The organism is Streptomyces sp. NPDC006733, assembly GCF_040636125.1.
GTDB lineage: Bacteria > Actinomycetota > Actinomycetes > Streptomycetales > Streptomycetaceae > Actinacidiphila.
The window spans coordinates 1-23,030 of sequence record NZ_JBEYJD010000050.1 but is presented as its reverse complement, the minus strand read 5'-3'; the positions used below and the strand labels follow the sequence as shown (position 1 = coordinate 23,030).

Annotated in this window: 23 protein-coding genes; 14 read left to right on the top strand and 9 right to left on the bottom strand. The window is 73.4% G+C overall.

Annotated elements, in window-relative coordinates; genetic code table 11:
* The first annotated feature begins 8 nt into the window (after positions 1–8).
* From ispG to ABZ721_RS33365, 4 genes are read left to right on the top strand one after another with little or no spacing between them, the layout of a single operon-like run.
* Entirely contained in the window at positions 9–1,175 is a 1,167-nt protein-coding gene (ispG, locus tag ABZ721_RS33380; RefSeq protein ID WP_358792559.1) for a flavodoxin-dependent (E)-4-hydroxy-3-methylbut-2-enyl-diphosphate synthase, read from the top strand.
* Positions 1,176–1,211: 36 nt separating this feature from the next.
* A complete protein-coding gene (gene dxs / locus ABZ721_RS33375; RefSeq protein WP_358792525.1) occupies positions 1,212–3,137 on the top strand; it encodes a 1-deoxy-D-xylulose-5-phosphate synthase in 1,926 nt (641 codons plus the stop codon).
* Positions 3,124–4,578, top strand: a complete 1,455-nt coding sequence (locus ABZ721_RS33370; protein WP_358792524.1) for an aspartate aminotransferase family protein — start codon at positions 3,124–3,126, stop codon at positions 4,576–4,578. Before dxs ends, ABZ721_RS33370 begins: the two co-directional genes overlap by 14 nt.
* A gap of 21 nt (positions 4,579–4,599) precedes the next feature.
* Positions 4,600–5,805, top strand: a complete 1,206-nt coding sequence (locus ABZ721_RS33365) for a serpin family protein (RefSeq protein ID WP_358792523.1) — start codon at positions 4,600–4,602, stop codon at positions 5,803–5,805.
* Positions 5,806–5,820: 15 nt separating this feature from the next.
* Here the strand turns inward: ABZ721_RS33365 and ABZ721_RS33360 are convergent, their stop codons facing one another.
* Positions 5,821–6,597 carry a tyrosine-protein phosphatase gene (locus ABZ721_RS33360; RefSeq protein ID WP_358792558.1) on the bottom strand — a complete coding sequence of 259 codons (777 nt, stop codon included), beginning with the start codon at positions 6,595–6,597 and terminating at the stop codon, positions 5,821–5,823.
* Between the two features lie 289 nt (positions 6,598–6,886).
* Between ABZ721_RS33360 and ABZ721_RS33355 the strand changes: the two genes are divergently transcribed.
* Positions 6,887–8,986, top strand: coding sequence for an alpha-galactosidase (locus tag ABZ721_RS33355; RefSeq protein ID WP_358792522.1), 2,100 nt, complete (start codon positions 6,887–6,889; stop codon positions 8,984–8,986).
* Between the two features lie 79 nt (positions 8,987–9,065).
* Positions 9,066–9,857 (top strand): SGNH/GDSL hydrolase family protein, encoded by a 792-nt coding sequence (locus ABZ721_RS33350; RefSeq protein WP_358792521.1) that lies wholly within the window; start codon positions 9,066–9,068, stop codon positions 9,855–9,857.
* Positions 9,858–9,923: 66 nt separating this feature from the next.
* Here ABZ721_RS33350 and ABZ721_RS33345 read toward each other — a convergent pair whose 3' ends face one another.
* Positions 9,924–10,388 (bottom strand): ATP-binding protein, encoded by a 465-nt coding sequence (locus ABZ721_RS33345; RefSeq protein ID WP_358792520.1) that lies wholly within the window; start codon positions 10,386–10,388, stop codon positions 9,924–9,926.
* 135 nt (positions 10,389–10,523) lie between these two features.
* Between ABZ721_RS33345 and ABZ721_RS33340 the strand changes: the two genes are divergently transcribed.
* The 3 genes from ABZ721_RS33340 to ABZ721_RS33330 all read left to right on the top strand — a co-directional run bounded on the left by ABZ721_RS33340 (position 10,524) and on the right by ABZ721_RS33330 (position 12,531).
* Positions 10,524–11,390, top strand: coding sequence for a helix-turn-helix transcriptional regulator (locus tag ABZ721_RS33340; RefSeq protein WP_358792519.1), 867 nt, complete (start codon positions 10,524–10,526; stop codon positions 11,388–11,390).
* Between the two features lie 3 nt (positions 11,391–11,393).
* Positions 11,394–11,627: a DUF397 domain-containing protein gene (locus ABZ721_RS33335; RefSeq protein ID WP_277440870.1), complete on the top strand. Its 234-nt coding sequence runs from the start codon at positions 11,394–11,396 to the stop codon at positions 11,625–11,627.
* 97 nt (positions 11,628–11,724) lie between these two features.
* Positions 11,725–12,531 carry an SAM-dependent methyltransferase gene (locus ABZ721_RS33330; RefSeq protein WP_358792518.1) on the top strand — a complete coding sequence of 269 codons (807 nt, stop codon included), beginning with the start codon at positions 11,725–11,727 and terminating at the stop codon, positions 12,529–12,531.
* Here the strand turns inward: ABZ721_RS33330 and ABZ721_RS33325 are convergent.
* The 6 genes from ABZ721_RS33325 to ABZ721_RS33300 form a co-directional block, all read right to left on the bottom strand.
* Complete coding sequence (locus ABZ721_RS33325; RefSeq protein ID WP_358792557.1) at positions 12,504–13,403, bottom strand: STM4011 family radical SAM protein; 900 nt, start codon at positions 13,401–13,403, stop codon at positions 12,504–12,506. The genes ABZ721_RS33330 and ABZ721_RS33325 overlap by 28 nt on opposite strands.
* Before the next feature lie 113 nt (positions 13,404–13,516).
* Positions 13,517–14,950 carry an STM4012 family radical SAM protein gene (locus ABZ721_RS33320; protein ID WP_358792517.1) on the bottom strand — a complete coding sequence of 478 codons (1,434 nt, stop codon included), beginning with the start codon at positions 14,948–14,950 and terminating at the stop codon, positions 13,517–13,519.
* Entirely contained in the window at positions 14,950–15,759 is an 810-nt protein-coding gene (locus ABZ721_RS33315) for an STM4013/SEN3800 family hydrolase (RefSeq protein ID WP_358792556.1), read from the bottom strand. Before ABZ721_RS33315 ends, ABZ721_RS33320 begins: the two co-directional genes overlap by 1 nt.
* A 37-nt stretch (positions 15,760–15,796) precedes the next feature.
* On the bottom strand, positions 15,797–16,924 hold the full coding sequence (locus ABZ721_RS33310) for an STM4014 family protein (protein WP_358792516.1): 1,128 nt from the start codon (positions 16,922–16,924) through the stop codon (positions 15,797–15,799).
* Positions 16,905–17,852 (bottom strand): STM4015 family protein, encoded by a 948-nt coding sequence (locus ABZ721_RS33305; protein ID WP_358792515.1) that lies wholly within the window; start codon positions 17,850–17,852, stop codon positions 16,905–16,907. The genes ABZ721_RS33310 and ABZ721_RS33305 overlap by 20 nt, the downstream gene beginning before the upstream one ends.
* A complete protein-coding gene (locus ABZ721_RS33300; RefSeq protein ID WP_358792514.1) occupies positions 17,849–18,805 on the bottom strand; it encodes an STM4015 family protein in 957 nt (318 codons plus the stop codon). Before ABZ721_RS33300 ends, ABZ721_RS33305 begins: the two co-directional genes overlap by 4 nt.
* 162 nt (positions 18,806–18,967) lie before the next feature.
* On the opposite strand from ABZ721_RS33300, the gene ABZ721_RS33295 reads away from it, so the two are divergent.
* From ABZ721_RS33295 to ABZ721_RS33280, 4 genes are all read left to right on the top strand, one after another.
* A complete protein-coding gene (locus ABZ721_RS33295) occupies positions 18,968–19,294 on the top strand; it encodes a hypothetical protein (protein ID WP_358792513.1) in 327 nt (108 codons plus the stop codon).
* Positions 19,295–19,379: 85 nt separating this feature from the next.
* The gene (locus ABZ721_RS33290; protein ID WP_358792555.1) at positions 19,380–20,390 is read left to right on the top strand and encodes a DUF6745 domain-containing protein; all 1,011 of its coding nucleotides are present in this window, start codon (positions 19,380–19,382) and stop codon (positions 20,388–20,390) included.
* Between the two features lie 156 nt (positions 20,391–20,546).
* The gene (locus ABZ721_RS33285) at positions 20,547–21,185 is read left to right on the top strand and encodes an XRE family transcriptional regulator (RefSeq protein WP_358792512.1); all 639 of its coding nucleotides are present in this window, start codon (positions 20,547–20,549) and stop codon (positions 21,183–21,185) included.
* Between the two features lies 1 nt (position 21,186).
* Positions 21,187–21,420, top strand: coding sequence for a DUF6126 family protein (locus ABZ721_RS33280; RefSeq protein WP_358792511.1), 234 nt, complete (start codon positions 21,187–21,189; stop codon positions 21,418–21,420).
* An 88-nt stretch (positions 21,421–21,508) separates the two neighbouring features.
* On the opposite strand, the gene ABZ721_RS33275 is transcribed toward ABZ721_RS33280, so the two are convergent.
* On the bottom strand, positions 21,509–22,546 hold the full coding sequence (locus tag ABZ721_RS33275; protein ID WP_358792510.1) for a saccharopine dehydrogenase NADP-binding domain-containing protein: 1,038 nt from the start codon (positions 22,544–22,546) through the stop codon (positions 21,509–21,511).
* Positions 22,547–22,660: 114 nt separating this feature from the next.
* Here ABZ721_RS33275 and ABZ721_RS33270 point away from each other — a divergent pair, with 114 nt between their 5' ends.
* Positions 22,661–22,909, top strand: a complete 249-nt coding sequence (locus ABZ721_RS33270) for a DUF5302 domain-containing protein (protein ID WP_358792509.1) — start codon at positions 22,661–22,663, stop codon at positions 22,907–22,909.
* The last annotated feature ends 121 nt before the right edge of the window (positions 22,910–23,030 follow it).

Below are 23,030 nucleotides of genomic sequence, written 5' to 3'. Positions count from 1 at the left end.
CGACAGCGATGTCGGGAAGCGAGCCGATAGCGCTCGGTGTGCCCGCCGTCCCGCCCCGCCCGCTCTCGGTGCGCCGCCACTCGCGGCGCATCGAGGTCGGGTCGGTCGCGGTCGGCGGGGGCGCCCCGGTGTCCGTCCAGTCGATGACGACGACGGTGACGTCGGACGTGAACGCCACGCTCCAGCAGATCGCGGAACTGACGGCCGCGGGCTGCCAGATCGTGCGGGTGGCCTGCCCCTCGCAGGACGACGCGGACGCGTTGCCGGCGATCGCGAGGAAGTCGCAGATCCCGGTGATCGCGGACATCCACTTCCAGCCGAAGTACGTCTTCGCGGCCCTGGACGCGGGCTGCGCGGCCGTGCGGGTGAACCCGGGGAACATCCGGCAGTTCGACGACAAGGTCAAGGAGATCGCGAAGGCGGCGGCCTCGGTCGGCACCCCGATCCGGATCGGCGTCAACGCGGGCTCGCTGGACCGCCGGCTGATGGAGAAGTACGGCAGGGCCACGCCCGAGGCGCTGGTGGAGTCCGCGCTGTGGGAGTGCTCGCTGTTCGAGGAGCACGGCTTCCGGGACATCAAGATCTCGGTGAAGCACAACGACCCGGTCGTCATGGTCAACGCCTACCGGCTGCTGGCGAGCAAGTGCGACTACCCGCTCCACCTCGGGGTGACCGAGGCCGGACCGGCGTTCCAGGGCACCATCAAGTCCGCCGTCGCGTTCGGCGCGCTGCTCTCCGAGGGGATCGGCGACACGATCCGCGTCTCGCTCTCGGCGCCGCCGGTCGAGGAGATCAAGGTCGGGATCCAGATCCTGGAGTCGCTGAACCTGCGCCGGCGGCGGCTGGAGATCGTTTCCTGCCCGTCCTGCGGCCGCGCCCAGGTCGACGTCTACAAGCTCGCCGACCAGGTGTCGGCCGGTCTGCAGGGCATGAAGGTGCCGCTCCGCGTCGCCGTGATGGGGTGCGTCGTCAACGGGCCGGGGGAGGCCCGGGAGGCGGATCTCGGTGTCGCGTCCGGCAACGGCAAGGGCCAGATCTTCGTCAAGGGCGAGGTCATCAAGACCGTCCCCGAGTCCAAGATCGTGGAGACCCTGATCGAAGAGGCGATGAAGATCGCCGAGCAGATGGCAACGGACGGCGCCTTCTCCGGGGCACCCGAAGTCACCATCGGCTGACCGCAGCAATCCCGGTAGGGGGGAACGAGGTCCATCGTGTCGATACTGGAGAACATCCGAGGCCCGCGCGACCTGAAGGCACTGCCCGAGACCCGTCTCGAGGAACTCGCCGCCGATATCCGCCACTTCCTGGTGGACGCGGTGGCGAGAACCGGCGGCCATCTCGGACCCAACCTGGGCGTGGTCGAGCTGACCATCGCGCTGCACCGTGTCTTCGACTCGCCCGCGGACCGCGTCCTGTGGGACACCGGCCACCAGTCCTACGTCCACAAGCTGCTCACCGGGCGGCAGGACTTCTCCAAGCTGCGCGGCAAGGGCGGCCTGTCCGGCTACCCCTCGCGCGCCGAGTCCGAGCACGACGTCATCGAGAACAGCCACGCCTCGACGGTGCTCGGCTGGGCCGACGGCCTCGCCAAGGCCAACCAGGTGCTGGGCCGGCCCGACCACGTGGTCGCGGTCATCGGGGACGGCGCGCTGACCGGCGGGATGGCCTGGGAGGCGCTGAACAACATCGCCGCCGCCAAGGACCGGCCGCTGATCATCGTCGTCAACGACAACGAGCGCTCCTACGGGCCGACCATCGGCGGCCTCGCCAACCACCTGGCGACGCTGCGCACCACCGACGGCTACGAGCGCTTCCTGGCCTGGGGCAAGGACCGGCTGCAGCGGACCCCGGTCGTGGGCCGGCCGCTGTACGAATCCCTGCACGGCGCGAAGAAGGGGTTCAAGGACGCCTTCGCCCCGCAGGGCATGTTCGAGGACCTGGGCCTGAAGTACGTCGGCCCGATCGACGGGCACGACATCGCGGCCGTGGAGTCCGCGCTGCGCCGCGCCGCGCGCTTCCACGGGCCGGTGCTGGTGCACTGCCTGACGCAGAAGGGCCGCGGCTACCCGGCGGCCGAGCGGGACGAGGCGGACCGCTTCCACACCGTCGGCGCCATGGACCCGCTCACCTGCGAGCCGCTCGCGCCGTCCAGCGGCCCCTCGTGGACCTCGGTCTTCGGCGCCGAGATGCTGCGGATCGGCGCGGAGCGCCCGGGGGTCGTCGCCATCACCGCGGCGATGCTGCAGCCCGTCGGGCTCGCCGCGTTCGCCGCCGCGTTCCCCGACCGCATCTACGACGTCGGCATCGCCGAGCAGCACGCCGCCACCTCGGCGGCGGGCCTGGCCACCGCCGGGCTGCACCCGGTCGTCGCGGTGTACGCGACGTTCCTGAACCGGGCGTTCGACCAGGTGCTGATGGACGTGGCGCTGCACAAGTGCGGGGTCACCTTCGTACTGGACCGGGCGGGCGTCACCGGCGTGGACGGCGCCTCGCACAACGGCATGTGGGACATGTCGATCCTCCAGGTCGTGCCCGGCCTGCGGATCGCCGCCCCGCGCGACGCCGACCAGCTGCGCGCGCAGCTGCGGGAGGCCGTCGACGTCGACGACGCGCCCACCGTCGTCCGCTTCCCCAAGGAGACGGTCGGCGCGGCGGTGCCGGCCCTGGAGCGGATCGGCGGGCTGGACGTCCTGCGCCGCGATCCGCGGCCCGACGTGCTGCTGGTGTCGGTCGGCGCGCTCGCGGACACCTGCCTGCGGGTCGCGGAACTGCTGGGCGAACGCGGCCTCGGCGTCACCGTCGTCGACCCGCGCTGGGTCAAGCCGGTCGACCCCGCACTGCCGCCGCTGGCGGCGGGCTTCGGCATGGTGGCGGTCGTCGAGGACAACAGCCGTACCGGCGGCGTGGGTTCGGCCGTCGCGCAGGCGCTGCGGGACGCGGACGTCGACGTACCGGTGCGTGACTTCGGCATCCCGCAGGACTTCCTGGCCCATGCCAAGCGCGGCGAAGTGCTCGCCGACATCGGACTCACCCCGGCCGAGATCGCCGGCCGGATCAGTGCCACGCTCGCCCGCCGCAACGGGGCAGGCGACGTGGGCGACGCAAGCAAGGAGCCGGCACCCCATGACACCGTCTGAGTCGCAGCCCGTCGAATCGCCGACTGCGGAGCCACCGCCCGTGGAGCCGTCACCGGCGGCCAAGGGCTTCGACATCGCGACGCTGCTCGCCGAACGCGGCGGTGAGCGGTACGACCTGCACGCCAAGCACCTCAACCACCAACTGCCGCGCATGCTGCACACCATCGGCTTCGACAAGGTCTACGAGCGGGCCGAGGGCGCCCACTTCTGGGACGCCGAGGGGCAGGACTACCTCGACATGCTCGCCGGGTTCGGGGTGATGGGCCTGGGCCGGCACAACCCCGTCGTCCGCAAGGCGCTGCACGACGTCCTGGACGCGGGCCTCGCGGACCTGACCCGCTTCGACTGCCAGCCGCTGCCGGGACTGCTCGCCGAGAAGCTGCTCACCTACAGCCCGCACCTGGACCGGGTGTTCTTCGGCAACAGCGGCACCGAGGCCGTCGAGACCGCGCTGAAGTTCGCCCGCTACGCCACCGGCAGGCCGCGGATCCTGTACTGCTCGCACGCCTTCCACGGGCTGACGACGGGCTCGCTCTCCGTCAACGGCGAGGACGGCTTCCGCGACGGCTTCGCGCCGCTGCTGCCCGACACCGCGATCCCGCTCGGCGATCTGGACGCGCTGGAGCGGGAGTTGAAGCGCGGCGACGTGGCGGCGCTGATCGTCGAGCCCATCCAGGGCAAGGGCGTCCACGAGTCCCCGCCCGGCTACCTGCGGGCCGCGCAGGAGCTGCTGCACCGGCACAAGGCGCTGCTGATCGCCGACGAGGTGCAGACCGGTCTCGGGCGGACCGGCGACTTCTACGCCTACCAGCACGAGGCCGGGGTCGAGCCCGACCTGCTGTGCGTCTCCAAGGCGCTGTCGGGCGGGTACGTGCCGGTCAGCGCCACCCTCGGCAAGGAGTGGATCTTCAAGAAGGTCTACTCCTCGATGGACCGGGTCCTGGTGCACTCCGCCAGCTTCGGCTCCAACGCCCAGGCGATGGCCGCCGGACTGGCGACCCTGTCGGTCATGGACGACGAGGGCGTCGTCGCCAACGCCCGGCACACCGGCGACCTGCTGCGCACCCGGCTGGCCGCCCTCGTCGACCGCTACGAGCTGCTGCGCGAGGTGCGCGGGCGCGGACTGATGATCGGGATCGAGTTCGGCAAGCCGACCTCCCTGGGGCTGCGCAGCCGCTGGGCGATGCTCCAGGCCGCCCGCAAGGGCCTGTTCGCGCAGATGGTGGTGGTGCCGCTGCTGCAGCGGCACCGGATCCTGACGCAGGTCTCGGGCGACCACCTCGAAGTCATTAAGCTGATCCCCCCGCTGATCATCGACGAGGCGGACGTGGACCGGTTCGTCGAGGCGTTCACCGCCGTGATGGACGACGCGCACGGCGGCGGCGGGCTGATGTGGGACTTCGGGCGGACGCTGGTCAAGCAGGCGGTCGCCAACCGGTAGGAACGGGGTGGGTGGCCAGTGGTGGACTCGGCGACGGTGCGGGCGGTCAACGCTCTGACGGCGCGATGGGCGGGCGCGGCGGTCACGCCGGGGAAGGGCACCGCGTTCAGCGCGGTCGGCGTCTGGCCGCTGCTGGCCTTCGTCGGCGGCGCGGCCGACGGACCCGCCCGCGCGGAGCTGGAGCAGGCGCTCGGCGTGCCCGCCGAGGCCGCGATCGAGCACGGCCGCGCGCTGCTGGAGGCGCTGGGCGCGGCCGACGGCGTCGACGCGGCGCTGGGCGTCTGGACGAAGCGGGAGCTGCCGCTGCGCGGCGACTGGCTGGCGCGCCTGCCGGCCGACGTCGCCGGGCGGCTGACCGGTGACGCGGAGGCGGACCGCAAGGAACTCGACGCCTGGGCCACCCGGAACACCGGCGGCCTGATCGAGCAGATGCCCGTCGCGCTGACCGAGAAGACGCTGATGGTGCTCGCGAGCGCGCTGTGCGTCCGGACGAAGTGGCGGGAGCCGTTCTCGGCGTCCACCCTGGAGCCGCGGGGCGGTCCCTGGGCGGGGCGGAAGGTCGCGGGACTGCGGCGCTCCGGCTCCGACCTGAACCTGCTGGGCGTCGCGCGGACGTCCGCCGGAGCGCTCACCCTCCTGGACGTCCAGGGCGCGAACGGCATCGACGTGCACCTGCTGCTCGGCGAGGACCGGGCCGGGGTCGGGGCCGGCAACGTGCTCCGCGCGGGGGTCGAGGTGCTGGCCGGGGCGTACGAGGTGGTGCCGGGCGGGCGGTTGGCCGAGGGCACCCCGGGGCCCGGCGTCGCGGTCGCGCAGGTCACCGGCTTCGACTCCGAGCCGCAGCTGCACACCACGACCGCGGCCTTCACCGTCACCGACGACCACGACCTGCTGGAGCGCCCCGAGCTGTTCGGCCTCGACACGGCCCGCGACGACAGCCGGGGCCACTTCCCCGGCGTCAGCGAGAAGCCGCTGGCGGTGGGCGCCGCCCGGCAGTCGGTCACGGCGTCCTTCAGCGCGGAGGGCTTCGTCGCCGCCGCCGTGACCGCCTTCTCCATGGTGGCGGGCGGGGTTCCGGACCGGAAGGCGAAGTTCGTGGCCGTGACGTTCGACCGCCCCTTCGGCTTCCTGGCCGTGCACCGCGCCACCGGCCTGGTGCTGACCGCCGGCTGGGTCACCGACCCGCACGACGCGGTCATCGGGCGGTGGGACCGGGGCGGCTGGTAGTCCGGCCGCGGCGGCTCAGCCGTCCGTGAGGAGCAGCTCGCGCAGCCGCGCGCGCCGCTCCTGCGTACAGCCCAGGCCCTCCGACAGGTAGCGGTCGACGGAGCCCCAGCGCTCGTCGATGGTGTCGAAGGCGGCGGTGAGGTATTCGAGGCGGGCCTCGAAGAGCGGGCTGAGCAGCCGCATGACCTCCGGGTCGATGGCGGAGCCGGTGGCGCCGTCGCCGCGCTGGATCTTGTAGCGGCGGTGGGCCGCGTTGCTCTCCAGGTAGTCGGCCTCGATGGCGGAGCGCTCCACACCGAGGGCGAGCAGGATGATGGCCATCGACGTGCCGGCCCGGTCCTTGCCCGCGGCGCAGTGCAGCAGCGCCGGGACGGCGGGCTCCTCCGCGAGCAGTTCGAGCATGCGGCTGTGCTGGGCGGTGCGGTCCAGGATCAGCTGCCGGTAGGCGGTGACCATGCGCGCGGCGCCCTTGCCGTCGCCGAGGGCGTCGCGCAGCGCCGGCAGGTCGCCGTCGCGCACGGTGTGCCAGAAGTCGGCACCGTGGGCGGGGTCGCTGAGCGGCATGTTCACGTTGCGGACGCCCGGCAGGTCGACGTCGGGGCCCTCCATCTTGATGTCGTCGGAGTTCCGGAAGTCGAAGATCGTGTGCAGGCCGAGGGTGGCGAGGAAGGCCGCGTCCTGGTCGGTGGTGTGCGCGAGGTGGCCGCTGCGGAACAGCTTCCCGGGCCTGACCCGGCGGCCGTCCGCGGCCTGGAGGCCGCCCACGTCGCGGAAGTTCCGGACGCCGGTCAGCGCCGGCTCGGTGCCGGCGGGGGTGCCGTCGGCGGCGCCGTTCGCGGCGCCCGGCCCGGCGCCCGTCGCGGCGCCGGAAACCGTCTCGGTGTCGTTGGCGGGGGTCTGCGGCAGCTGCTGGGTCACCGGCGCTCCTTCGGGTCACGGCTCAGAGCTCGGGGCTGAACCTCAGCCGACGATACGACACCGCGCCCATCGACGTACCGGGCGGTATGTGCCTGCCGCGGCATTGCCCTCGGCTTCCGCCCACGGAACGATGTGCGGACGTGATCGGAAAGGGAGAGTTCTGATGATCGAGACGGGTGGGGGCGGGCGGCTGTGGCTGATCTCGGGCCCCGGCACCAGCTACGCCGTACACCTGACCGAGCGCGACGAGCTGCTCCATCTGCACTGGGGCGCCCGGATCCGGCTCGCCGACGCCGAGGCGCTGGCCGCGGAGCCGCTGCCCGGCGGCAGCTCCTTCGAGTCCGCGCTCGACGGCCGTGAGGAGTACCCCGTCGAGGGCGGCCCGCGCTTCGTCCGGCCCGCCCTGTCGGTCCGCGACGCCACGGCGCGCGGCACCGAATGGTGCTTCGAGGAGGCCGAGACCGCGGGCGACGAGCTGCGGCTGCACTTCCACGACTCCGTCCACCATCTCGACCTGACGCTGCACTACCGGATCCGCGAGGGCTCCGACGTCGTCGAGCGCTGGGCCACCGCCACCCACGTCGCCAACGGCCACACCGGCCCCGTCGAGCTGCTGCGCGCCGACTCGGCGGCCTGGACGCTGCCGGAGCGCGACACGTGGCGGCTGTCGCACCTGCACGGCCGCTGGGGAGCCGAGACGCGGCTCGCCAGCGGCGGACTCACCGCGGGCGAGAAGGTGATCGGCAGCCGGCGCGGCCACACCGGCCACCACCACCTGCCGTGGATCGGCCTCGACGCGGGCGACGCGGGCGAGGAGCACGGCGAGGTGTGGACCGCCGCGCTGGCCTGGTCCGGCTCCTGGCGCATCGCCGTGCAGCAGCTGCCCGACGGCCGGGTGCAGGCCGTCGGCGGCGCCGGGCACGACGACGCGGGACTGCTGCTGCTCGGGCCGGGCGAGTCCTTCACCACCCCGGTCTTCGCCGGGCTCTGGACGGACGGCGGCTTCGGGGCCGCCAGCCGCGCCTGGCACGCGTACCAGCTGGCCCACGTGGTGCCGCACGCCGAGCGGCCGCGCCCGGTGCTCTACAACTCGTGGGAGGCCACCGGCTTCGACGTGAACGAGGAGCAGCAGCGCGAACTCGCCCGGCGCGCCGCCGCGATGGGCGTCGAGCTGTTCGTGGTCGACGACGGCTGGTTCGGCGCGCGCACCGGTGACCGGGCGGGACTGGGTGACTGGACCGCCAACCCCGAGCGGTTCCCGAAGGGGCTCAAGCCGCTCGCCGACGACGTGCACGCCCTCGGGATGCAGTTCGGCATCTGGGTGGAACCGGAGATGGTCAACCCCGACAGCGACCTGTACCGCGCGCACCCGGACTGGGCGCAGCACCAGACGGGGCGCCGGCGCACCGAGTTCCGCAACCAGCTCGTCCTGAACCTCGCCCGCCCGGACGTCCGCGCGTACCTGTGGGAGCAGTTGGACGCGCTCCTGCGCAGCGCCCCCGTCGACTACGTCAAGTGGGACTTCAACCGGTGCTTCACCGACGCCGGCTGGCCCGGCGAGCCCTACCCGCAGCGGCTGTGGGTCGACCACGTGCGCGGGCTGTACGAGCTGCTGGACCGGCTGCGGGCCGCGCACCCCGGGGTCGCCTTCGAGTCCTGCTCGGGCGGCGGCGGCCGGGTGGACCTCGGGATCCTCTCCCGCACCGACCAGGTGTGGACCTCGGACAACACCGACCCGCTGGACCGGCTGCGGATCCAGCACGGGTTCAGCCAGCTGCACCCCGCCCGGGTGATGGCCGCCTGGGTCACCGACAGCCCCAACACCATGCTCAACGGGCGGGCCAGCAGCCTGCGCTTCCGCTTCGTGAGCGCCATGGCCGGGGTGCTCGGCGTCGGCGGCGACCTGGCGGCGTGGAGCGCGGCGGAACGGGCCGAGGCCGCGGAGTGGATCGAGCTGTACAAGGCGATCCGGCCCGTCGTGCAGTACGGCGACCTGTACCGGCTGCGGCCGCCCGGCGACGGCGGCCTGAGCGCCGTGCAGTACGTGCGCGGCGACGAGACCGTCGTCCTGGCCTGGCTGCACTCCCAGTCCTTCGGCGACCCCCAGCCGCCGCTGCGGCTGCGCGGCCTGGACCCGGCGGCCGAGTACCGGGATTCCGCCACCGGCACCGTGCACCGCGGCGCGGTGCTGGCGACCCGCGGGCTGCGGACCGGCCTGGTGGGAGACCTGGACGCGGCCGTATTCCGGCTCCGGCGGTGTTGATCTCGTGTTCTAAATCACGCCATGTCAACCCCCGGTTACGGTGGCGTAGGCCACTTCTCGAGGTGAAGTATGGGCTGACGTGGCTGACGATTCGAAATCAAACAACAGTGGCGCGATCGGGTCGTACACCGCGGTGGGGGACAGCTTCACCGAGGGCGTCGGCGACCCTGGTCCGGACGGTGCTTTCCTCGGCTGGGCCGACCGCCTGGCCGTACAACTCGCCGATCGGCGCCCCGAACACGACTTCCGCTATGCCAATCTCGCCGTGCGCGGCCGGCTGCTCGACCAGATCGTGGCCGAGCAGGTGCCGCGCGCCAAGGAGCTCGCCCCCGACCTGGTGACCTTCTGTGCGGGCGGCAACGACATCCTCCGCCCGGGCAGCGACCCGGACGACGTGGCCGAGCGGCTGGAGGCGGCGGTCGCCGACCTCACCTCCGCCGTCGGCACGGTGCTGATCTGCACCGGCTTCGACACCCGTGACGTGCCGGTGCTGCGCCACCTGCGCGGCAAGATCGCGACGTACACCGCGCACGTCCGGTCGATCGCGGACCGCAACGACTGCCTGGTGCTCGACCTGTGGTCGCTGCGCTCGGTGCAGGACCGGCGGGCCTGGAGCGGCGACCGGCTGCACCTGTCCCCGGAGGGCCACACCCTGGTCGCGCTGCGCGCCGCGCAGGTGCTCGGACTGCCCGTGTGCGCCGACCCCGAGCAGGTATGGGAGCCGGCGCCGGTGCGGCTGCCGGGCGAAGTCCGGCGCGACAACATCCACTGGGCGCGCGAGCACCTCGTGCCGTGGATCGGCCGCCGGCTGCGCGGGGAGTCCTCGGGCGACCACGTCGAGCCCAAGCGCCCGGACCTGCTGCCGCTGTGACCGGCGCGCGGTAGCGGCAGGCGTCGTCGGCCGCTGCGGCGGGCGGACAGGCGGGGGACGGGGCCGTCAGCGGTGGCGGTAAGTGGGGGCGCAGAGCAGCTCGGCCCAGACCACGCGTCCCTCGCCGTCCTCCGCCGGGGCCACGCCCCAGGACTGCGCCAGGACGCTGACGAGCAGCAGCCCGCGCCCGCACTCCTCGTCCACGTCGGCGGTACGGGTGCGCGGCTCGGTCGGCGCGTGCCCCTGGTCGGTGACCTCCACCCGCAGCACGCGGCCCAGGGCCAGCAGTGAACAGGTGATCTTCTCGCTGTCGGTGTGGCGGACGGCGTTGGTGAACAGCTCCGTCACCACCAGCCCCGCGTCGTCGGTGGCTTCGAGATCCACTCCCCAGTCGCGCAGGCAGGCGCGGACGCGTCCGCGCGCATCGGCCACGGAGGCGTTCTGCGCGGGGAGCCGGAAGACGTCATGGCGGCCTGGATGGGTCGGGCCGTCATGCCGCGCTACCCGGAGAGCGTCTTGGGAAGCAGCCACTCCGCAACTATGAGGGTCGCGCCGAACACATGGCAAGGTCCGATCTGTAAATTACACAATCACCTGTACGGTCTGTTCGGCCCACTGACGGCATGGCACACTGCGTACCACCGTAGGAAGTTGGAGGAGGAGACCGTGGCGGAAGCACGGCCGGGAGGCGCCCCGACCGTACTGCGGGTGGTGCTCGGCAAACGGCTCCAGGACCTCCGGGAGAAGGCGGGCCTCTCCTACGAGCAGGCCGGGCTGGCCCTCGATGTCACTCATGCCACGATCCGCAGGATGGAGAAGGCCGAGGTCGGCCTGAAACCGCCCTACGTCGAGAAGCTCCTCCAGACCTACGGCGTCACCTCGCCCAGCGAGGTCAGCGGCTTCCTCGCCCTCGCCCGCGAGGCGAACCGGCCCGGCTGGTGGCACCGCTTCCGTGACGTGCTGCCGGAGTGGTTCAGCGCCTTCGTCAGCCTGGAGGGCGAGGCGAGCATCATCCGCGCCTACGAGCCGCACTACGTCCCCGGCCTCCTGCAGACCGAGGAGTACGCGCGGGCGGTGCTGTGGGCCGGACTGCCGCACGCCTCCGTGGAGGAGATCGACCGCCTGGTGGCCCTGCGGCTGGAGCGGCAGGCGCTGCTCACGCGGGAGAAGGCGCCCCTGCTGTGGGTCGTGATGGACGAGACGGTGCTGCGCCGCCCCATCGGCGGGGTGGACGTCATGCGCGCCCAGATCGCCCACCTGGCCGAGCTCACCGCGATGCCCAACGTCCGGCTGCAGGTCATGCCCTTCACGGCAGGACCGCACCCCGCCATGTACGGGCCCTTCCACATCTTCCGCTTCGAGATCCAGGAACTGCCGGACATCGCCTACACGGAGAGCCTGATCGGCGGCGCGTACTTCGACGAACGCGACGACGTGTCGGCCTTCCTGGAGGCGCTGGACCGGATGTGCGCGCAGGCCGCGCCGGCACAGAGCACCAAGGCCATCCTCGGTGGCATTCGCAAGGAGATCTGACCCATGGGTCGCATATACAACGGCATGCCCGCGAAGGACCTCGGTCGCGAGGGCTGGAGCAAGCCGTGGAGCGGCGGCAACGGCGGCAGCTGCGTCGAGGCCAAGAAGCTGAACGACGGCCGGGTGGCACTGCGCCAGTCCACCGACCCCGACGGCCCGGCGCTGATCTACACCAATCTCGAGATCACCACGTTCATCCAGGGCGCGAAGGCCGGCGCGGCGGACTTCCTGCTGTGACGCCCGTGATCCCCGTGAGCTTCGCAACCGATGTGCCCGTCGTGCGCAGGGCTGCCGTCGCCGCAGCCGAGCCAAGAGAACCGAACCGGAGGACGGCGTGACCGACCAGGGATTCCCCGCCGACAAGATAGACACGGGCCGGCCGCACCCCGCCCGCATGTACGACTTCTACCTCGGTGGCTGGGACAACTACGAGGTCGACCGCGAGGCCGCGCAGCGTGTCGTCGACGCCGTCCCCGACATCATCCCCAGCGCCCGGGCCAACCGGGACTTCCTCCGCCGGGCCGTCGGCTTCCTGGTCGACAACGGCATCCGCCAGATCATCGACATCGGCACCGGCATCCCCACCTCGCCCAACACCCACGAGGTCGCGCAGGCCGCCAACGCCGACGTGCGCGTCGCCTACATCGACAACGACCCCATCGTCGCGACCCACGCCGGAGCCCGGCTGACCGGTTCCGGCAACACCGGCTTCTTCCTGGCCGACGCGCGCGAGCCGCGCGACATCCTGGACCACCCGACCATCAGCGAGCTGATCGACTTCGACCAGCCGGTCGCCGTGCTGCTCGTCGCCGTCCTGCACTTCATCACCGACGCGGAGGACCCGGCGGCCATCGTCGCCACCCTGCGCGACGCGCTGCCGGACGGCAGCTACCTGGTGCTGTCGCACGCCACGGCCGACTTCCACGGCGGCAGCTTCCCCGAGGTCAGCAAGATCTACAACAAGGCCACCGCGACGATGAACGTGCGCCCGCACAAGGAGATCGAGCCGTTCTTCGACGGCTTCACCCTCCTGGAGCCGGGGTTGGTGCAGGTGCCCCTGTGGCGCCCGGACGCCGCGCTCCCGGAACCGTCGGAACTGAGCCGGATCGGCTTCTACGGCGGGGTCGGCCGCAAGGGCTGAACGGTGACGGGGACCGGTCCGGAGCGGGCGGCGGTCGCCGGGATCCGTTCCAGCACGCCGCCCGCGAAGGTGTCGTACAGCGGCAGCGACCGCAGGTGGACGTAGCCGATGTGGCACTCGCAGACGGCGAGCGGGCACGCGCGCGGCCGCAGCGCCCGGCGGTACGAGCCGTCGTAGAGGTTGCCCAGCTCGGCGGGGACGAAGTGGCAGCGGCGGACGGTGCCTTCGCCGTCGACCGAGATCACCGACTCCCCGGTGCGGCACGGCAGCCCCGCGCTGCGGTGCGGGTGGCGGCTGTAGGGGAAGAGCGGATCCACGGCCGTCCAGGCGTCCGCCGCGGCGTCGGTGTACGTGTGGCCCTCGGCCGCGTTGATCCACAGGTAGACGTGGTCGGGCAGGTCGGCGCGCAGCCGCCGGGCCTCCGGCAGGTGCTCGGGCAGGCCCACGACGCCGACACTGTAGCGGACCGAGCGGTCCGCCAGCTCCCGGCACTTGGCGAGGAACCGGTCGTACGGCGTCTGGCCGGGGTGGTAGGTGCACCACAGGGCGAGTGTGCCGGGGTCGGCCGCTGCGACCCAGTCGGTGCGGCCGCTGAGGTTGGTCTGGATGGCCACCCGCCGGATGTGCGGCAGGTGACTCAGCTCCGCGAGGGCGCGCCGGTACCAGGAGCGCACCAGGCCCTCGCCCCAGGGCGTGAAGAGCAGCGACAGCCGGTCGCCGGTCTGCGCGGCGGCCCACCCGGCGAACCGCTCCAGGGCGGCGCGGTCGGCCCGCAACTGCTCACGGCTGTCGCGCCGCTTGGCGAACGGGCAGTAGGGGCAGTCGTAGTCGCAGCTCGCGAGCGGGCCGCGGTAGAGGATCGACAGGTCCAGGCCCGGGTCGGGGTTCAGGCTCAGGTCCGGGCTCGGGCTCAGGTCCGGGCTCGGGTTCAGGTTGCGGTTGCGGTTCGGGATCGGGTCCGGGCCGGGAGGGTCCGCGGGAGTGCTCATTTCGCGTCGTACTCCGTCATCAGGGCGCGGACCGGGTCCGAGAACAGGGCGGGGCCGACCGCGTCGGAGTGCGCCAGGCCCTCCGCCGACAGCCGCAGCCGGTCGGGGCCGGCCGCCGTGTCGAGCCAGCCCGCGTCGGCGAACCGGCGCAGCACGACGGGGAAGTCCCGCTCGGGCTCCGCGCCGAAACGGGCCCGGTACCCGGCCACGGGCATGCCCTCGGCCTGCAGCAGCGACTGCAGCAGATGGCGGCGGCGGGACTCGTCCCCGTCCATCCACCGGCCGAAGTCGGCGAACGCGAACTCCCGGGCGGGACGGGCGGCGTAGTCGTCGATGATCGAGCGGATCTCGCCCATGCCGACCGCGTAGTCGAACGAGTAGTGCAGCGCGGAGGTGTACGAGCGGGCGCCGCAGCCGAGGCCGATCATGCCGTCGGTCTGGCACGCGTAGTCCTCCCCGCCGGTGGCGGGGGCGTCCGTACGGCGGAACATCCGCATCGACACCTGCTCGTACCCCTGGGCCAGGAGGTGGTCGCGGCCGAACCGGTACAGGCGCAGCCGCTGCTCGTCCCAGTCGCGGTCGGCCCGGCCGGTCCGGTCCGCCTCGGCGCTCGCGCCGAGGCGGCCGAGGCCGGTCAGCGGGCGGACGTAGAGCGGGTAGAGGTACAGCTCCTCGGGCCGCCAGGCCAGGGCGGCGTCCAGGGACCGCTGCCAGCTGCGCTCGCTCTGGCCGTCGATGCCGTAGATCAGGTCGATGTTGAGGACGGGGATGCGGGCGTCGCGGATGCGGGACAGGGCCGCCTCGACGTCGGCGCGGCGCTGCGGGCGGACCGCCGCGCGCGCCTCGGAGTCGTCGAAGCTCTGCACGCCGAGGCTGAGGCGAGTGGTGCCGCGGTCGGCGAGGACCGCGAGCCGGTCGGCGGTAGCCGTGGCGGGCGACGCCTCGACCGACAGCGGGATCGCCCGCAGGTCCGCGCCCATGCGCAGCTCGGCGATGTCGCAGAGGCGTTCCAGTTCGGCGGCGTCCAGGAACGTCGGCGTCCCGCCGCCGAAGGCCGCCGCAGCGAAGCGCGGTTCGCCGCCTGCCGCGTCGAGCGCTCCGCGGACCGCGCCCGCCTGGCGCTCCAGGGCGTCGAGGTAGGCGGTGGTCAGCCCCTCGGGGGCGCCGATCCGGGTGAAGAGGTTGCAGAAGCCGCACCGCACCTCGCAGAACGGTATGTGGGCGTACAGGGAGAGGGCACCCACCGGTTCCCCCGCCCACAGGTCGCGCAGCGCCGGGCGGGGCTCCAGCGCCCGGTACGCGGTCTTGTGCGGGTAGGCGTAGACGTAGCTCTCGTACGGGCGGATGCCGGCGGCACCCGCCGGACCGGTCGCCGTGGTGCTCGGGGTGGCGGCGCTCGGGGTCGGCGTGCTCAGGGTGGGCGTGCTCATCACGGGGCCTCGGGCTCCAGGAGGAAGTGGGCGTAGGGGACCGTCCAGACGGCCTCATGGCCGAGCCGGTGGCCGGTGAAGCCGTCGTCGCCGTAGGTGGTGCCGTGGTCGGAGCAGACGATCGCGAAGCAGCGCCTGCGGCTGCTCGCCGCCGCGAACAGCCGGCCGACGTGCCGGTCCACGTACTCCAGCGCGGCGGCGTGCGTCCGGCGCGAATCGCCCGCCTCGCGGGTGGCGCCCGGCAGGTGGAACCAGTTGGGCTGGTGCAGGGCCGAGACGTTCACGAAGAGGAAGAGCCGCTGCTCGTCCGGGAGCGCGGCCACCACCTGTTCGGCGCGGGTGATCTGCGCCTCGAAGGAGGTGGGGGAGGGCACGCCGAACTCCGGTTCCCAGTGGCTCTCCTGGAACATCCCCGGCAGCACGGACCCCAGCGGTGCCTGCTGGTTGAAGAAGCCGACACCGCCGATGCACACCGTCCGGTACCCGGCCGCCGCGAGGCCGGACACCAGGTCCGGCGTGTCGAAGACCCAGGTGCTGTCCGCCGTCGTCTCGCTGCCGGCGAAGCGGGCCGCGAAGAGCCGCGGATGAGGCCCCGGGGTGGCCGGGGTCGGCAGGAAGCCGGCGAAGATCGCCTGGTGGGAGGCGTAGGTGAAGCTGCCCGGCGCATGCCGCCGCTCCCAGCGGCCGCCCGGCAGGTGGGCGGCGAGGTGCGGGATCCGGCCCGCGGCCGCCAGTTCCTGGGCCACGTCGTAGCGCAGCGTGTCCAGGGTGACGAGCAGCAGGTCGTGGCTGCCCACGATCTCGTTCATCGCCAGGGCGCCGGGCGTCCCGGGCCCCTCGGACGTCTCAAGCGGCGGCTGCGGCACGGTGGCCCTCCCTGCGCAGGACGGCGCCGACCTGGGCGGCATAGGTGTCCTGCTCCTCGGCGCCGCTGCCGGGCAGGCCCGTCAGGCGCGGCAGCAGGTCGCCGAAGGCGTTGACCTCGCCGACCGCGACGCGCCGCCAGCCGATGCCGGGCAGCACGTCGACCCCGACGCAGGGCGTCCCGGGGAAGCAGGCCGCGGCCTGCTCGGCGATGCCCGTCACCGCGTCCCAGCCCAGGCCGGACGCTTCGGCGGCGGCGCGCGCCGCGGCGAGGTCGCCGCGGGCGCCGCCGAGGTGGAGGTTGGTCATCGGGGAACCGCTCGTGCGCACCACCGCGTGCGTCGCCCGGCCGTCCACGACCACGACCCGCAGATCGGCGGCCCGGCCGTGCTGCGCCGCTTTGGGCAGCCACCGCTCCACGTGCAGCCCGTCCCCGGCCAGCACGTCCACCAGGGAGGCGACCTCGGGCTCGGCCGTGTAGCGCCGGACGTGCAGGGAGTTGAACAGCCTCCCGTCGGCGGTCCGCTCCACCGAGGTCGTCGCCCGCACCTGCCCGCGCCCGCCGAACTCCAGGGCGATCACGCCCGACGCGGAGGAGCCGTGCGCGGGCTTGACGAAGGCACGCGGCATGCCTGCCGCCTGCAACTGCTCCTTGAGATCCGCCCAGCCGCGCACGGGCGCGGTGAGCGCGGGCGGTACGGGCACGCCGGCCGCCAGCAGCCGGGCGTGGCAGAGGCGCTTGTCGAACAGCACGGCGATGTCCCGCGGCTCGCCGAGCAGCGTCGCGCCCGCCTCCGCGGCCGTCCGCGCCACCTCCTCGACGGTGGCGGTGAACCGCCGGTACCACAGGGCGCCGCCCTCGACCCGGGTCGGATCGGCGCCGCCGCGCAGCGCCCGGTCGACCTCCGGTTCCTCGCCGGGGGAGTCCACCCGGACGAGCTCGCCCGGGGCGAACCCGTACGTCCCGCGCAGCACGTCGCTCCAGGCGACGACCCGGGGCGCGGGCAGTCCCGCGGCCCGGACGGCGTCGGCGAACATCGTCACCCGGCGGTTGCCGGGGTTGCCGACGACGGCGAAGCGGACGGCGGGGCTACTCGGAGACGGCGACATAGCGCCACTCCTCGTCCTCGTACTCCTCGGCGCTCTCCTGCTCGGAGACGTCCACCTCCACGCCGGAGGCGCCCAGTTCACTGCTGACGCGCTCCATGACCGCGTCGCTGAGGTAGTGGTGGCTCAGGTCGAGACGGGCCAGGTGGGTGAGCGGCTGCCCGCCGAGCAGGGCGGCGGCGCCCTCGTCGGTGAGCGTGCCCATGGACAGGTCGAGCGAGGTGAGCTGGGCGACGACCGGGGCGGCGGCCACGGCGGCGGCGATCTCGTTCTGCAACTCGCTGTTCTGCAGCCCGAGGTGGCGCAGGGCCGGGAAGCGGCCGCCGGCCAGCACCGGGGCGAGGTCGGCGACCGCGGCGTCCCCGCCGTACTCCTCGACGCCCAGCCACAGCTCCAGGTGTTCCAGGGCGGGGAGATCGCTCGCGGCCACGGACCGCACGACGCCGCCCGGCAGGCCGCCGGACTCGAACCGCAGCACGCGCAGCGCGGTGTGCCGCACCGGCGCCAGGATCAGGGCGTCCTCCCCGGTGTTGCCGCCGCGCACCCCCAGCTCCTCCAGCAGCGGGAAGGCCTCCAGCACCGGGGTGATGTCGGCCATCAGCAGCCAGGAGATCTCGCAGGACTCGCCCTCCACGTCGGCGAGGAACAGCGCCCGCAGGCGGGGCAGCCGGGCCGCGTCGGCGGCGATCAGCTCCACCACCGGGCGCAGGCTGGTGTAGTCCCCCTCCCACCAGGCGCCGATCACCAGGGCGGTGACGCGCTCGGCCTCCACCGTCTCCAGGAACGCGTGCCACAGCTCGGGGAACGTGAAGCCGCTGCCGTAGCCGCATTCCAGCCCCCACGCGACGCTGTCCGCGGCCGGCAGCCCGGACGCCGGGCCCGGAGGGTAGGGCAGGGTGTGGACCGGCAGGCCGGCGAAGGTGTCCCTCATTCCGCCACCGCCGTGAAGCGGCGCACGACTCCGCCGTTGTTCCAGCTGCGGCCCGGTTCCGACAGGTCGACCTCGACGCCGGCGGGCACCAGCGTGTCGCGCAGGCGCGCGGCGATCGGGTCGCTGAGGAAGTGGTGGTGCAGGTCGAGCCACTGCAGGTGGGTGAGGGGCTGGCCCTCCAGCAGCGCGGTGGCGCCGTCGTCGGTGAGGACGCCCAGGGACAGGTCCAGGGAGGTGAGCCGGGCCACCACCGGGGCGGCGGCCACGGCGGCGGCGATCTCGTCCTGGATCTCGCTGTTGCGCAGGCCCAGGTGGTGCAGGGCCGGGAAGCGGCCGCCGGCGAGTATCGGGGCGAGGTCCGCGACGGTGGCGGTGCCGCTGTACTCCTCGACGCCGAGCCACAGCTCCAGGTACTCCAGCGCGGGCAGTTCGCTCGCCGCGACACCGCGCACGACCTCGGCGGGCAGGCCGCCGGCCTCGAACGTCAGGGTGCGCAGGTGCTCGTGGCGCACCGCGGGGAAGAGCAGCCCCGTGCCGCCGCGGGCGCCGAACTCCCGCAGCTCCGGGTAGGCCGCCAGGACGGGGGTGACGTCGGACTGCTCGATCCAGGAGATCTCGGCCTGCTCCTGCTCCAGGTCGCCGATGAACACCGCCTCCAGCGCGGTCAGCCGGTCCTTGGCGTCGACGAGGTCCTCGACGATGCCCGTCGAGTCGTCCTCGTAGGCCTCGCCCCACTGGCCGATGATGATCGCCCGCACCCGGGAGGGGTCGACCGTGTCCAGGAAGCGGTCCCAGACGTCCCCGAACTCCTCGTCGCAGTCGTCGTCGTAGGGGTCCGCCGCCAGCCGCCAGGCGACGGCGTCCGGCGCGGGCAGCTCGACCTTGCTGTCCGGCCCGGGGAAGTCGAAGGCGGGAAGGCCGTGCAACTCCTGCAGATGCTCTACGGCTGACATGACGCGGGTCTCCTGACACAAGCGGGGCTGGGCCGGACTGCTGATCTGGGAAGAGTTCTACCAAGCCGCACTGACATCGCGGACGGCGGGCGTTGTCAGACCGTCGGCGTAGCTTTCGGACATCGGCGGCCGCAGGGTGCGGACGGCGGAGGGGAGAGCGCTGTGTACCGGCAGGGGGACGTGTTGATCATGCCGTTGGAGGCGGGGGAACTGCCGCGCGGCATCGAGGCGTTGGCGCGCCAGCCGCGGGACGGCAGGGGGCGGCTGGTGCTCGCGCTGGGTGAGGTGACCGGTCACGCGCACGCGGTGGTCGGCCCCGGCACCCTGGTCCGCGAGCCGGGCCCGTTCGGTGACGCGTTCCTCCATCTCCCGGACGGCGGGCGGGTGGTGCACGAGGAGCACGCGGCGATACCGCTGCCCAAGGGCTGGTTCCGGGTGGTGCGGCAGCGCGAGTACGTGCCGGGTGCCGTGCGCGTCGTGGCGGACTGACGGTGGGCGCGGCGGCAGGCGACCGATGGGGGGAGAAGCAGGTGCGTGAGGACGAGGGGCGGGGACGGACGCGATGACGACGGCAATGGAGACGGCGGCGCGGTGGCGGGCCATCGCGGCGGAGACCGGGGCGGCGGACCGCGCCGCGGCGGAGGCGGGGATACAGCTGGCGTACTGGCAGGCCGGGCTGCCGGCCCCGGAGCGCGTCGTGTGGACCGGTTCGCCGCTGGAGGCCGCCGCGACCGCGATGCGGCTGGTGGCGGCGGGCAGCACGGGGCGCTGCGTGCGGGACGCGGTACGGACGCGGCCGTGGGCCGCGGAGCGGCAGCGCCGCCACGCCGCGCTCGGCCCGGCCGGCTGGGCCGAGCGGTGGGCGCTGACCGGCGGCCGGCTCTGGGACTCGACGGCCTCCCTCGCCGACCGGATCCGCGCGGGGGTGGTGGACGCGCTCGCCGAGGAGCCCGAGGACGCGGCCGCCGTGCGCCTGGTGCTGCTGGACGCGGTGCTCGGGCAGCAGGACGCGGCCTGGCTAGCCGCCTTCGACGAGGAGGCGGGCACGCTGGAGGGCGTCTCGGCGGTGGCCCGCTCCGCCGGCTGGTGGTGGCCGTACGAGCGGGTGGTGGTCATGGCCGAGCGGCCGGTGGAGCTGCACCGGGACGAGGCGGGCCGGCTGGACCGGGGCGACGGCCCCGCCCTCGCCTTCCCCGACGGGTTCGCGCTGTACGCCTGGCGCGGGATGCCCGTGCCGGCCACGTTCCTGGCCGGCCTCGCGGACCTCACCCCGGACCGGATACGGACGGAGGAGAACGCCGAGCTGCGCCGCGTGATGCTGGAGTACTACGGCTACGACCGCTACCTGGCGGAGTCCGGCGCCCGGCCGGTGGCCCGGGACGAGGCCGGGGTCCTGTGGCGCATCGACCTGGCCGACGACGAGGCGGTGGTGATGGTCGAGGTGGTCAACTCCACCCCGGAGCCGGACGGCACGCACCGGACGTACTGGCTGCGGGTCCCGCCGCGCACCAGGACCGCCTGGGAGGGCGTCGCCTGGACCTTCGGGCTGGACGCGGAGCGCTACGCGCCCCAGCGGCAGACCTGAGGCGGAGCAGTCCTGAGGCGGGGGAGACCTGAGGCGGGGCAGACCTGAGGGGGAGGCGCGGGAGGCCGGACAGGGGTGCCGGAGCGGGGAACCGGCGCGATTTGCCTCTCGGGCAAATTGTTTGCCTGAGAGGTAAGCATGCTGTTCTCTTGAGGCATGGACACCGACACCGCGTCCGAGCAGGAGCTGGTCCTCGCCCCCCGGCTCAAGGAGCAGCGGCGCCGTTCCGGCCTCACCCTGGAGGCCGCCGCCCGGCGGCTCGAACTCTCCCCCGCGCACCTGTCGCGGATGGAGACCGGACTGCGGCAACCATCGCTCCCGGTGCTGCTCGGGCTGGCCCGCCTGTACGGCACGACCGTCTCGGACCTGCTGGGGGAGACGACCGCCGAGCCGCTTCCCATCGTACGCGGCGACAGCATGGAACCGGTGCCCGCCGGAGGGTGGACGTACTGGCGGGCCGGCGGCACCGGCCGGGCCATGCAGGCGCTGCGCGTCCACGTCCCGCCCGAGGCGCAGGACCGGCTGGTCCGCGTGCACCCCGGCGAGGAGTGGCTCTACGTCACCGGGGGCCGGCTGCGGCTCTCGCTGGGGGAGAACGTGCACGTGCTGGACCCCGGCGACGCCGCGCACTTCGACTCGCTGGTGCCGCACCGGCTCGCGGCCGCCTCCCCCCAAGGAGTCGACCTGCTCTTCCTCCACACCCTGATGCAGAGCGAGGCGGCCAACCTCTGCATCACCCCGCAGGACACGAGCGACACCAGGACACCAGGGACACCAAGAGAGCGGAGTACCTGACATGACCGACACCGCCCGCACCGAGCCGCGCCCCCGCACCGCGGTCACCGGCATCAACAGCGCCACCGGCCGCCCGCGCCACGAACCGCTCGCCCCCGAGCTGCGCACCAGCGAGGGGACCGAGCAGCGCAAGGAGAGGGCCGTGGTCCTGCGCGTCATGGTCTACGTCGTCGTCGCGCACGCGCTGGCCGGATTCATCTGGCTGCTGTTCGTCCTCGGCGCGCACGGCAACTGAGCGGGCGGCAACTGAGCGGGCGGCCCCCGGCGGCTCCCGCCACGGCCCCCCGCCCAGCCCTCGCCACGGATCCCCGGCAGGCCCCCGGTCACCAGCCGCGCCTGGCTCCCGTCTCCGTGAGCGTCACACCGCTGAACTCGGTGATGAAGCCGGCGCCCAGCGCCCGGGAGGGCGTCTGCGCCCCGTGCGGCAGCCCGGAGAGCCGCGGCATGATCCGCAGGACCGACTCGACGGTCAGCTCGTAGCTGTTCGGCATGGTCAGCGTCGCCTGCGCGCTGCGCCCCTCCGGATCGCTCGCCCGCGCCCAGGCCTCGGACCGCGTGCCGGCCAGCGCCTTCTCGCCCGGCCCGCGCACCAGGGCGCCGACGGCGGCGTGGGCCAGGGCCTGCGCGGGCCGCAGCCGCATCACCTTGCTGAACGCGGCCGCGCCGGGCGGCAGCGGCATGTAGGTGGTGACGTTGGGGATGTCCGTCGAGTGGAAGGCGGTGCTGACGTCGCCCCACGGGATGGAGGTGACCATCCGCGGCCCCGACGGGAACGCCGCGCGGATCCGTCGCCAGCCCATCGGCACCGGGCTGATCGCGCCGTCGATCCGGGCCCGCCCGCCGTCGAGCAGCCCCGCCAGCGCGGTCCTGGCCGTGCCGGGACTGGCGGTCCCGCCGACCAGGATGGCCAGGTCGAGCCGGTTCGCGCCGGGCAGGGCCGCGGCGACGGTGGCGGCCAGGCAGTCGGTCGGCACGACGTCGAAGCCGGCCCCCGGCAGCAGGACGACCTTCGCCGCGCGGGCCTGCTCGTCGAGGCCGTGCAACTGCTCGAAGACGTCGATCTCGCCGGTGATGTCCAGATAGTGCGTACCGGTCTCGATACAGGCGAGCGCCATGGGAAGGGCCGTGGCCGAGAACGGTCCCGCGCAGTGGGCGACCGCCTCGACGCCCTCCAGGGCGCGCCGTAGCGCGGCCGGGTCGGAGAGGGCGAAAATGCGGTGTTCGAGGCCGAGTTCCGCCGCCAGCGGAGCCACCTTGGCGATGCTGCGACCTGCCAGGACGACCCGTTCGCCGCGGGCCGCCGCCCGCCGGGCGATCAGGCGTCCGGTATATCCGGTGGCGCCGTACAGCATCCAGGTCATCGAACACGTCCTTCCGGAGAGCGGCCCGGCGTCGCGCCGGCGGTATTGCAGTGTGTCCTACCCGGCCGGGCATGCGAGGCTTGGCCCGTAACCGAACGAGACCAGGAGGCCCCCATGACTGCCGAGGCATCAGACCAAGAGGCGACCGAGGCGACCGAGGTGCCCGACACTGCGGACGCGTCCGCCGCGGCCGACCCGGCCGAGGACGAGGTCAAGCGCAAGTTCCGCGAAGCCCTGGAGCGCAAGCGCGGAGGCAACAAGAGCGCCGCCGCCGCCGGCGGCGGACCGGACAGCTCGAAGATCCACGGCGCCCACGGGCGGGCCGGCGGACAGCGCGAGTTCCGCCGCAAGAGCGGCGGCTGATCCGTCCGGCGTGAAACCCCCTGATCACCGCCGTGGGGGGGGGGGGGGCGGGCCCCGCCCCCCCCCCCCCCCAGAGCCAGAGGGGGTATTAAATGTTGTACGCTGACCATCAAGAGAACTA